Annotated in this window: 9 protein-coding genes and 2 pseudogenes; 3 read left to right on the top strand and 8 right to left on the bottom strand. The window is 71.6% G+C overall.

Annotated elements, in window-relative coordinates:
- Together AC2W7J_RS10710 and argG are read right to left on the bottom strand one after the other, a co-directional pair.
- Positions 1-714 (bottom strand): annotated as a pseudogene (locus tag AC2W7J_RS10710) (hypothetical protein); the annotation flags it as partial.
- Between the two features lie 120 nt (positions 715-834).
- Positions 835-2262: an argininosuccinate synthase gene (argG, locus tag AC2W7J_RS10705; RefSeq protein ID WP_485982343.1), complete on the bottom strand. Its 1428-nt coding sequence runs from the start codon at positions 2260-2262 to the stop codon at positions 835-837.
- Positions 2263-2411: 149 nt separating this feature from the next.
- Here argG and AC2W7J_RS10700 point away from each other — a divergent pair, with 149 nt between their 5' ends.
- On the top strand, positions 2412-3563 hold the full coding sequence (locus AC2W7J_RS10700) for a glycerophosphodiester phosphodiesterase family protein (RefSeq protein ID WP_485982341.1): 1152 nt from the start codon (positions 2412-2414) through the stop codon (positions 3561-3563).
- A 122-nt stretch (positions 3564-3685) separates the two neighbouring features.
- Here the strand turns inward: AC2W7J_RS10700 and AC2W7J_RS10695 are convergent, their stop codons facing one another.
- From AC2W7J_RS10695 to AC2W7J_RS10670, 6 genes and pseudogenes are all read right to left on the bottom strand, one after another.
- Positions 3686-4294: an MOSC domain-containing protein gene (locus AC2W7J_RS10695; protein WP_255183684.1), complete on the bottom strand. Its 609-nt coding sequence runs from the start codon at positions 4292-4294 to the stop codon at positions 3686-3688.
- A gap of 39 nt (positions 4295-4333) precedes the next feature.
- Positions 4334-4915 carry a hypothetical protein gene (locus AC2W7J_RS10690; RefSeq protein ID WP_485982339.1) on the bottom strand — a complete coding sequence of 194 codons (582 nt, stop codon included), beginning with the start codon at positions 4913-4915 and terminating at the stop codon, positions 4334-4336.
- Between the two features lie 122 nt (positions 4916-5037).
- Positions 5038-5640: a hypothetical protein gene (locus AC2W7J_RS10685; RefSeq protein WP_485982337.1), complete on the bottom strand. Its 603-nt coding sequence runs from the start codon at positions 5638-5640 to the stop codon at positions 5038-5040.
- 197 nt (positions 5641-5837) lie between these two features.
- Entirely contained in the window at positions 5838-8630 is a 2793-nt protein-coding gene (gene aceE / locus AC2W7J_RS10680; protein WP_421009024.1) for a pyruvate dehydrogenase (acetyl-transferring), homodimeric type, read from the bottom strand.
- 77 nt (positions 8631-8707) lie between these two features.
- Positions 8708-9417 (bottom strand): annotated as a pseudogene (gene fdhD / locus AC2W7J_RS10675) (formate dehydrogenase accessory sulfurtransferase FdhD).
- An 8-nt stretch (positions 9418-9425) separates the two neighbouring features.
- Positions 9426-9593, bottom strand: coding sequence for a hypothetical protein (locus AC2W7J_RS10670; protein WP_485982335.1), 168 nt, complete (start codon positions 9591-9593; stop codon positions 9426-9428).
- A 67-nt stretch (positions 9594-9660) separates the two neighbouring features.
- On the opposite strand from AC2W7J_RS10670, the gene AC2W7J_RS10665 reads away from it, so the two are divergent.
- Both AC2W7J_RS10665 and AC2W7J_RS10660 read left to right on the top strand, forming a co-directional pair.
- Positions 9661-10182, top strand: coding sequence for a PH domain-containing protein (locus AC2W7J_RS10665; RefSeq protein ID WP_485982333.1), 522 nt, complete (start codon positions 9661-9663; stop codon positions 10180-10182).
- Positions 10183-10360: 178 nt separating this feature from the next.
- A partial coding sequence (locus AC2W7J_RS10660; RefSeq protein WP_485982331.1) for a PH domain-containing protein occupies positions 10361-10772 on the top strand: 412 nt, incomplete at its 3' end.

Genomic DNA, 10772 nt, shown 5'->3' with positions numbered 1-10772 from the left:
GCGGCCGGTCGCCACGGAGCCGCGACGGCGACGAGGCGGCTGCCTGCACACCGGCGACGCACCGGCACGGTCGAGCCGCTGCGCCGTGCGGTGCACCTCGGCCACGGCGGCGGTCGGGTCGTCGTCATCCCCGTCGCTGCGGGGCGAGCCGCCCACGAGGACAACGACGTCGGTGACATCACCCCACCCCAGCGCCGCTGCTCTCGTGCGGATCGACTCGTCGACCTCGCCGCGCATGACCGCGTCGATGACGAGGGACTCGAGGCGGGCATCCCAGGCCCCTCGCTGCTCGGCAGCATGGGCGTAGACCTGGGCGGCGCCGAAGGCGATCTCGCGCGAGTAGCGCAGCACCGCGATGCGCAGGTCGGTGACGTCAGCAGGCTTCGCGAGCTCGTCGACGTGCTCCTCGACGACGTCGACCACGGAGCGGGCGAGCTCGAGGGTCTGGGCGAGGCTGATCGTGCGCGTCAGCTCCCGTGGTGCGGCACCGAAGGTCGTGCGGGTGTCGGCCTGCTCGGTGCCGTCGAGCCACTCGATGAAGTTGGCGATGCCGGCCTGCGCGACGAGCCCGACCCACGAGCGCTCCTGGGCGCTGAGCGTGGCGTACCAGTCGTGCGTCGCCTCGAGGCGCTGGGTCGCCGCCCGGGCCAGGTCACCGCCCCTGCGGCGGACCTGCCGACGAGTGGTCAGGGAGACGAGGCCACGGCGCGACACCCCGTCATCCTATGTGTGAAGACCACAAGAGGTCTCACGGGTCGCGAGCAGAACGGACGAAGGGAGGGTGCGGCCACATCGGCCGCACCCTCCCTTCGGGAGTGGTGCTCCTGCGCGGGCTCAGTCGGTGCCGAACTCCATCGCGGCGCGGTCGAGGGCGTCGTCCTCGTCGTCGACGTTGGCCGCGGCCGGGTTGGAGGCGATCTGGTCGCCACCGCCGGCCTCGAGCTCGCCCATGATCTCGAGGTAGCCACCGGAGAGCTGGTCCTGCGCGGCGTAGACCTCGAGCTTGCTGCGGCTGTCGGCGATGTCGAGGTTGCGCATCGTCAGCTGGCCGATGCGGTCGACCGGGCCGAAGGCGGCATTGTCGGTGCGCTCCATCGACAGCTTGTCGGGGTGGTAGCTGAAGTGCTCGCCCACGGTGTTGACGATCGTCCAGTCCTCGCCGCGGCGCAGGCGCACGGTGACCTCGCCGGTGACGACGGAGGCGACCCAGCGCTGCAGCGACTCGCGCAGCATGAGCGCCTGCGGGTCGAACCAGCGGCCCTCGTAGAGCAGCCGGCCGAGGCGGCGGCCCTCGGCGTGGTAGCTCGCGATGGTGTCCTCGTTGTGGATCGCGTTGAGCAGGCGCTCGTAGGTGAGGTACAGCAGAGCCATCGCCGGGCCCTCGTAGATGCCGCGGGACTTCGCCTCGATGATGCGGTTCTCGATCTGGTCGGACATGCCCAGACCGTGGCGACCGCCGATGGTGTTGGCGGCCATGACCAGGGCGACGGCGTCGCCGCCGAAGTCGTCACCGTTGATCGCGACCGGGCGCCCGCGCTCGAAGCGCACGGTGACGTCCTCGGCCTCGATGGCGACCTGCGGGTCCCAGAAGCGCACGCCCATGATCGGCTCGACCGTCTCGAGCGAGACGTCGAGGTGCTCGAGGGTCTTCGCCTCGTGGGTGGCGCCCCAGATGTTGGCGTCGGTGGAGTAGGCCTTCTCCGCGCTGTCGCGATAGGGCAGGCCGCGCTCGGTGAGCCACTCGGACATCTCCCGGCGGCCGCCGAGTTCGGTGACGAAGTCGGCGTCGAGCCACGGCTTGTAGATGCGCAGGCCGGGGTTGGCCATGAGGCCGTAGCGGTAGAAGCGCTCGATGTCGTTGCCCTTGAAGGTCGAGCCGTCGCCCCAGATGGAGACGCCGTCCTCCTTCATCGCCCGCACGAGCAGCGTGCCGGTGACGGCGCGGCCGAGCGGGGTGGTGTTGAAGTAGGTGCGGCCGCCGCTGCGGATGTGGAAGGCGCCGCACGCGATCGCGGACAGGCCCTCCTCGACGAGCGGGCCCTTGCAGTCGACGAGGCGGGAGAGCTCGGAGCCGTACTGGCCGGCGCGACCCGGGATCGACTCGATGTCGTCCTCGTCGTACTGGCCGAGGTCGGCGGTGTACGTGCACGGCACCGCCCCCTTCTCGCGCATCCACGCGACGGCCACCGAGGTGTCGAGACCGCCGGAGAAGGCGATGCCGACACGTTCACCAACAGGGAGGGAAGTCAGTACCTTGGACACGCCCCCACCCTAGGACCTCGGCAGCCCGTCGCCGTCCCCGGTCCGGGACTCGGAGGCGAAGGGGGACTCCCGTGCGTTCATCGACTGGTCACGACGGCGACACGGTGATGTCGGCAGATGGTGAGCACGACGCCCCTACCGTCCCCGACATGCACCCCACGAAGATCGCCACCGGACTCCTGGCTGCCGCCGCGCTCGTCGCGCCGCTGGCCACCTCGACCGCCGCCACCGCGGCCCCTGACGCCCAGGTCCAGGCCGCGTCGGGCAACCCCGGCTACCGGGAGAAGAACATGGCCGACCCGCTCGTCCTCGCCCACCGCGGCGCCTCGGGTTACCGCCCCGAGCACACCCTCGCCGCCTACGACCTGGCCGTCGAGCAGGGCGCCGACTACATCGAGCCCGACCTCGTCATGACCAAGGACGGCGTCCTCGTCGACCGCCACGAGCCGGAGATCTCGGGCACCACCGATGTCGCCGACCACCCGGAGTTCGCCGACCGCAGGACGACGAAGAACCTCGACGGCACGCAGGTCACCGGCTGGTTCGTCGACGACTTCACCCTCGCCGAGCTGAAGACGCTGCGCGCCAAGGAGCGCCTGGGTGACATGCGTCCGGAGTCCCGGGGCTACGACGGCCAGTTCGAGGTGCCGACCTTCGAGGAGGTCCTGGCCAAGCGAGAGGCCCTCTCTCGCAAGACCGGTCGCGTCATCGGCATCATCCCGGAGATCAAGCACTCGACCTACCTCCACGACGAGGGCTTCGACCCCGAGGCTGAGGTCGCCCGTCTGGTGACGACGTACCACCTCAACCACCCCAAGGCCCCGCTGTGGGTCCAGTCCTTCGAGCTCACCGCGCTCAAGGACCTGCGCGACGAGCACGGCTACAAGGGCAAGAGCACCTTCCTCACAACGGTCAAGGGCGGCCCCTACGACCTGCACGAGCAGGGCACGACCTACGCCGAGCTGACCACCGCTTCGTCGATGCAGGACCTGTCGCAGTGGATCGACGGCTTCGGCCCGGAGAAGAACGCCGTCATCGCCCGCAACTCCGACGGCAGCCTGGGTGAGCCGACGAGCTTCGTCGAGGACGCCCACGCCGCGGGGCTGAAGGTCACGCCGTGGACCTTCCGCGCCGAGAACACCTTCCTCCCGACGGACTACCGGATCGGCACCGACCCGGCCGCCCACGGTCGGATGGCCGACGAGGTCACCCGCTTCTACGAGGTCGGCATCGACGGCGCCTTCTGCGACCAGCCCGACATCTGCGTCGAGGCCCGCGAGGACTTCCTCGCCGCCAACTGATCCACCTGACGAAGGGAGGTCCGCACCCGGTGCGGACCTCCCTTCGTCGTGCGCGGTGGACGCAAGGAGCCTCGGAACCTCCTCCGGTGGTCACCGCCGGTCAACTGACCTCGGCGGGCGGGTCAGACGGGGACGAGGGGGGTGTGCGGCTCGGGCGGCAGCACGACCTCGATCGGGTCGCCCGGGCGCACGCTGCCGCCGACCTCGACGACCGACATCACGCCGGCCCGCCGCTCGATGCCGACGCCGTCGAGGGCCTGCACGCCGCCCGTGGGGCCCAGCTCGACCTGCGAGTCGGTGCGGGTGGCCACGCCGTCGACGCGCCGGACGACGACCTTGAGCAGCCCGTGCGAGTGCTCGTCGATCTGCCGGCAGGGGTTGCGCAGCCCGGTGAGCCGCACGACGGCCTCACCCAGGTGCAGGCGGGTGCCCTCGGGCAGGGCGAGCAGGTCGACTCCGTCGGTGAGCACGTTCTCGCCGAGAGAGCCCGGGCCGATGTCGTGCCCGGCCGCTCGGGCCTCCTCGAGGAGGTCGGCCTGGATGAGGTGGACCTGGCGCAGGTTGGGCTGGTTGGGGTCGCGCCGCACCCGGGACCGGTGCTGCACGAGGGTCCCGGCGTGGGCATCACCGCGCACGCCAAGGCCGGCGACGAGCTCGATGGCCGCGCGCGGTTGCTTGCTGAAGCGGTGCAGCTCGTCGCTGCTCACGGACCTGACGAAGGGGGTGCCCACGCGGAGATCCTGCCATGCGTGGGCACACCCCCAGTCCCGTCAGACGGTCCAGCCGAACCAGGCATTGCCCGTGATCCAGACGGTGGCGCCGCCGAGGTTGCCGCGGGCGTCCGCTGTCGACCACGCGTAGTGCCCGTCAGCACCCAGCGGCTCGGCCGTCTTCCCGGCGACGAAGGTCAGGTCGGCGGAGACCGCGCGTCGGTACCCGGTCGCCCTGTTGGTGCCGACGAGCTTGTCCGTGCGGAAGACGCCGGACCGGCCGGTCGAGCTGATCCACGCCGTCGGCGGGTTGCCCCACTGCGGACGCAGGTCCTGGGTCAGCAGGTGGGTGCAGCGCTGCGACGCCCAGGAGTCGGTGAAGGGTGCGTCCTCGGGACAGGTGTAGGAGCGCAGGTACCCGGTCGCCGGGCCCTCGCCGTCGAGCAGGTAGAGGTGGTGCCGGTTGCCGGGCGTGCCGGCGACGCTCCCACGGAGCGCGTCGTGGAAGCCGAAGAGCAGGCTGTCCGAGTCGGGCGGCGTGGCCGCAACCTCGGTGGTCGTGGCCGTGGCAGTGGGTGCCATCGTCGCGATGAGCGCGGCCGCGAGCGGCAGCGTGGCCAGAGCCAGTCGTCGAGTGCTCATGAGTGTCCCCTCTCGATCGTGGGTGACCTCGTTGTCCCCCACACCAGAGCAGAAGGCTGTCGCCGGGACATGGTTCGGGGAGGCCACCGATCGTGACCTCCCCGTGACGGTGGACGCAGCTGTCAGTCCGTCCAGCCGAAGAGGCTCGAGGTGCCCTGCGGCGTCCCCTTCACCCACACGTCGGCACCCGAGACGTCGCCGGAGAAGGTGGCCGTCGACCACACGGTCGTGCTCTCGCCGTTGGAGGGTGCCGGGTCGCGGTCGGCCGTCGCGCCGGTGCCGGCCCGCATCGTGAGGTCGACCGTGAAGGAGCGCTGCCACCCCGTCGTGCGGTTGACCCCGACGAGCTTGCCCGCGATGACGCCCGAGCGCCCGGTCGAGCTCACTCGCGCCTGCGGCGGGGCGCCCCACTGCTCCCGCAGGCTGAAGGTCGACCGGTGCGTGCACGACGGCGAGACCCAGCGGGTGGTCACCGTCGCCTCCGACGGGCAGGTCCAGGACTGGACGAAGCCGGTGGTCCGGCCGTCGACCTGGGCGACCCGCACGCGGTGCCGGTTGCCCGCGATGCCCTCGAGGTGGCCCGAGTAGACGTCGGCGACCTGCACGAGGAGCTCGGCGTCGGCGGGCGGTGTCGTCGCGGCGCTCGCCTGCGGCGCCGCGGCCAGGGCCAGGCCCAGCGCGAGCGGAGTCGCTGCGAGCAGTGCGGTGGTGGTGCGTGATGTCATCGTGTGTCCCCTTGCATCAGGGGTGGCGGTGGTGCCACCCGATGCCGCAGACGTCGCCGGGCACTCGCGGGTTGCTCGCGGCGCCCGCGTCGAGACCGAGTCGTGACCTCCCTTTCGCGCTCACGACGAAGCCCGGCCACCGCGTCTCCGGGTGGAGACGCCATGGCCGGGGCCCGTGTGGTGCCGGGGGCGGTGCCTCAGGCGTCGCCGCCCGCGTTGCCGGAGGTGCCGGCGCTGACGTCGAGCAGGCGGTACTTCTCGGCGGCCTTGCCGGGAACGTCCTCGGCGACCCAGCCGCGGTCGGCGAGCATCTGCAGGGCTCGCACGGCCATCGACGGGCCGTCGACGTGGAAGTAGCGTCGCGCCGCGGCCCGGGTGTCGGAGAAGCCGAAGCCATCGGTGCCCAGGGCCGAGAACTCCTCGGGGATCCACGGCCGGATCTGGTCCTGGACCTGCTTCATGTAGTCGGAGACAGCGACGACCGGGCCGACCGTCCCCTCGAGCTGCTGGGTGACGAAGGGGGTCCGCCGCTCCTGGTCGGGGTGCAGGAAGCGCTGCTCGTCGCACGCCATCGCCTCGCGGCGCAGCTCGCTCCAGCTCGTCACCGACCACACGTCGGCGACGACGCCCCAGTCGTCCCGCAGCAGCTGCTGCGCCTCGAGCGCCCACGCCATGCCCACGCCGCTGGCGAGCAGCTGGCACCGCGGCGGGGTGTCACCGAGGCCGGAGGCGTCACCGGCGGCGTATCGGTAGATGCCCTTGAGCAGGCCGTCGACGTCGAGGTCCTCGGGCTGCTGCGGCTGGACGATCGGCTCGTTGTAGAGCGTGAGGTAGTAGATGACGTTGCGACTGGCGTCCGACTGCGGGGCGTCGCCGCCGTACATCGTCTCCAGGCCCTGACGCATGATGTGCGCGATCTCGAAGCCGTAGGCCGGGTCCCAGGAGACGACCGCGGGGTTGGTCGCGGCGAGCAGCTGCGAGTGGCCGTCGGCGTGCTGCAGCCCCTCTCCGGTGAGGGTCGTGCGCCCGGCCGTGGCACCGAGGAGGAAGCCGCGGGACATCTGGTCGGCGGCCGCCCAGATGCTGTCGCCGGTGCGCTGGAAGCCGAACATCGAGTAGAAGATGTAGACCGGGATCATCGGCTCGCCGTGCGTGGCATAGCTCGTCGCCGCGGCGGTGAAGGCCGCGACCGAGCCGGCCTCGTTGATGCCGGTGTGGACGATCTGGCCCTGCTCGGACTCGCGGTAGGCGAGCATGAGGTCGGCGTCGACCGAGGTGTAGTTCTGCCCGTGCGGGTTGTAGATCTTCTTCGTCGGGAAGAAGGAGTCCATGCCGAAGGTGCGCGCCTCGTCGGGGATGATCGGCACGATCCGGTCGCCGAAGCCCTTCTCGCGCATGAGGTCCTTGAGCAGGCGGACCCAGGCCATCGTCGTGGCGATCTCCTGCTTGCCCGAGCCCTTGGCCATCTGGCTGTACTTGTCGTCGCCCGGCAGCTGCGGTGCCGTGTACTCGACCCGCCGCGAGGGCAGCCCGCCGCCGAGCTTGCCGCGGCGCTCGCGCATGTACTGGATCGCCTCGTCGTCCTCACCGGGGTGGTAGTAGGGCGGCAGGTAGGGGTTGGCCTCGAGCTGCTCGTCGGTGATCGGGATCTTCAGCCCGTCGCGCAGCCCCTTGAGGTCGTCGAGGGTGAGCTTCTTCATCTGGTGGGTCGCATTGCGCCCGGCGAAGTGCGTGCCCAGGCCGTAGCCCTTGATCGTCTTCGCGAGGATGACCGTCGGCTGACCGGTGTGGTGCATCGCGGCGCGGTAGGCGGCGTAGACCTTGTTGTAGTCGTGGCCACCGCGCTTGAGCTTCCACCACACGTCGGCGTCGGACCAGTCCTCGACGAGCTTGCGGGTGCGCGGGTCGCGGTTGAAGAAGTTTTCCCGCACGTAGGCGCCGTCGTTGGCGCGGAAGGTCTGGTAGTCGCCGTCGGGCGTCTGGTTCATGAGGTTGACCAGCGCGCCGTCGCGGTCGGCGGCGAGCAGCGGGTCCCAGCCGCGGCCCCAGACGACCTTGATGACATTCCACCCGGCGCCGCGGAACTGCGCCTCGAGCTCCTGGATGATCTTGCCGTTGCCGCGGACCGGCCCGTCGAGACGCTGGAGGTTGCAGTTGACGACGAAGGTGAGGTTGTCGAGCTCCTCGAAGGCGGCCGTCTGCAGCAGGCCACGGCTCTCGGGCTCGTCCATCTCGCCGTCGCCGAGGAAGGCCCACACGTGCTGCTGGGAGGTGTCCTTGATGCCGCGGTTGTGCAGGTACTTGTTGAACTGCGCCTGGTAGATCGCGTTCATCGGGCCGATGCCCATCGACACCGTGGGGAACTCCCAGAAGTCCGGCATCAGGCGCGGGTGCGGGTAGGAGGGCATCCCGGTCTCGCCCTGCCCGGCGAGCTGGGCGGCCTCCTGCCGGAAGCCGTCCATCTGCTCCTCGCTGATGCGGCCCTCGAGGAAGGCGCGGGCGTACATGCCGGGGGAGGCGTGGCCCTGGAAGAAGATCTGGTCGCCGCCGCCCGGGTGGTCCTTGCCCCGCCAGAAGTGGTTGAAGCCGACCTCGTAGAGGGTCGCCGCGGAGGCGTAGGAGGAGATGTGGCCGCCGACCCCGACGCCGGGGCGCTGGGCGCGGTGGACCTGGATCGCGGCATTCCAGCGGATCCACGCCCGGTAGCGGCGCTCGACCTCCTCGTCACCGGGGTACCACGGCTCGTCCGCCGGTCGGATGGTGTTGACGTAGTCGGTCGTCGTCAGCGACGGGACCCCGACGTTCTTCATGCGCGCGCGCTCGAGCAGGCGCAGCATGACGTAGCGGGCGCGCTCGCGGCCCGAGTCGTCGATCAGCGCGTCGATGGAGTCCAGCCACTCGGCTGTCTCCTCCGCGTCGATGTCCGGCAGGTGGGTGGGGATGCCGTTGAGGATGGGGCCGTCGCTGAGGTGATCCGCTGAGCCGGGCACGAGTGTCGTCCTTTCACAAGACCTGTCCGCACGTGGTGACGACGGACACACCCATCCTCTCGCGTGGGTGTCAGGCGTCACAAACCGGGTTCGGACTCCGGGATGCGGTGGGCGTGCGTGTAGACGGTCGCGCGCGGCTCGCGGACGAAGCCGAGCAGGGTCAGCCCGGCCCGGTCGGCGACCTCGACGGCCAGGGAGGTCGCGGCCGAGACGCAGGCGAGGACGGGCACGCCGGCGACTGCCGCCTTCTGCGCGATCTCGAAGCCGGCCCGCGACGACACGAGCAGGGTGTGACCCGTCAGCGGCAGCCGGCCCTCGCGGGCGGCCCACCCGAGCACCTTGTCGACGGCGTTGTGCCGGCCGATGTCCTCGCGCACGACGAGCAGGTCGCCTCGGGGCCGGAGCAGCGCGGCCGCGTGGACCCCTCCGGTCGCTCGAAGACGCGCTGCCGCTCGCGCATCGCCGCCACGCCCGCGTGGATCGTCGCGAGGTCGACCCGCACGTCGTCGTCGGCGGGGGAGTCGGGCATGGCCTCGAGCAGGTCGTCGACGGTCGCCGAGCCGCACACGCCGCAGGCGCTCGTCGCGATCTCGGTGCGCTCGGTGACCCGCCGCTGCAGCTGCACGCCCGCGGCGAGGGTCACCTCGACGACGTTGAAGGTCGGCGACCCGTCGGGGCCGGTGTCGGTGCAGTGCATCATCGTCGCGACCGCCTCGCCGTCGGCGACGAGTCCCTCGGCGACGAGGTGCCCCAGGGCGAGGTCGAAGTCGTCGCCGGGCAGGCGCATCGTCGTCGTCACGGTCGTCGACGGCGGACGAAGGGGGCGCTCCCCGCGGCCACACCGCGCTCCGGCAGCTCGGCGACCCGGATCTCGAGCGGCTCCTCGACGGCGACCGACTCGATGCGACGCAGGGTGCGTCCGTCGCGTCGCTCCACCTTGAGCCGCTGCGTCACCCGACCCATCGGGCACCTCCACGTCGCACGTCCACCACGACCCCAGCCTACGGAGCCCGTCTGGTGAGATGGTGCCGTGGACGAGCAGCCGACCCCGCCCCCTCCGCTCCCGTCCGTGCTGCCGCTGCGCGGCGACCACGGCGCGCACTGGCACCCGGTCTCGCCGGCGCTGGCCCGGGTGCGCCGCACCGCGTCGACCCTCGTGCTGCTGCCGGTCGCCATCGCCTGCGGCGTCGCGGCGGCGCTGCTGTGGCCGTGGCTGGTCGTCGGCACGGTCGTGGTGCTCCTCGTGTGGGTCTGGTGGATGTGGCTCGTCGGCGTCCAGGTGCGGGCGATGAGCTGGGCCGAGCTGCCCGAGGAGATCGCCATCCGGCGCGGGCGGATGTGGCGGCGCCTGGTGACCGTGCCCTACGGCCGCATCCAGTACGTCGACCTCAGCTCCGGCCCGCTCATGCGCCGCGCCGGTCTGGCCGTCATCGAGGTGCACACCGCGTCACCGGTCAGCTCCGCCGACCTGCCCGGTCTGCCGGCGCCCGTCGCCGAGGAGCTGCGCACCCGCCTCGCCGGTCGCGGCGAGGCCCAGCGGGCGGGGCTGTGAGCGATCCCGACGAGGGCTTCGTCCGGGTCCACCCGGTCTCGCCCTTCATCCGGGGCGGGCTCGTCGTGCTCGGTGTCCTCGGCTACCTCGTGAGCCAGCAGGTCGACACCCTCGCTGCGGCCTTCGGCGGTGGGGACGACGCTCGGGCCCGGGGGGACCCGCGGGCGCGGTGCCCGGTGTGGGGACGCTCCTGCAGGCCGGCGCCGTCGGGCTCGTCGTGCTCGGCGCGGTCCTGCTCGGCCTGGTGTCGTGGTGGTTCACCCGCTACCGGCTCGGCGACGACAGCATCGAGATGCGCACCGGCGTGCTCTTCCGCCAGCACCGGCAGGTGCGCTACGACCGCATCCAGGCCGTCGACCTCGTCCGGCCGCTCCTCGCGCGCCTGTGCGGCCTCTCGGAGGTGCGGGTCGAGTCGGCGGGCGGCGGCGACTCGCACCTGTCGATCGCCTACCTGCGCGTCGCCGACGCCGAGTCGGTCCGCGAGCGACTCCTCGGCCTGGCCCAGGAGGCGAGCGCCACGCCCCGGACCGCAGCGGGCGAAGGGGGAGCCCGCCGCCGGTGCCGTGGGCGGGGACGAACCTGGCGCGCTC

The sequence above is a fragment of the Janibacter sp. CFPM2_SD2 genome (genome assembly GCF_057364645.1).
Note: the sequence above shows the minus strand (reverse complement) of the source record. Positions and strands in the feature narration are given on the sequence as shown.

Coding starts and splice junctions, on each gene's coding strand:
- AC2W7J_RS10670 (WP_485982335.1), bottom strand. CDS start 9,593: ATGGGTCGGGTGACGCAGCGGCTCAAGGTGGAGCGACGCGACGGACGC.
- AC2W7J_RS10690 (WP_485982339.1), bottom strand. CDS start 4,915: ATGAGCACTCGACGACTGGCTCTGGCCACGCTGCCGCTCGCGGCCGCG.
- AC2W7J_RS10685 (WP_485982337.1), bottom strand. CDS start 5,640: ATGACATCACGCACCACCACCGCACTGCTCGCAGCGACTCCGCTCGCG.
- AC2W7J_RS10700 (WP_485982341.1), top strand. CDS start 2,412: ATGCACCCCACGAAGATCGCCACCGGACTCCTGGCTGCCGCCGCGCTC.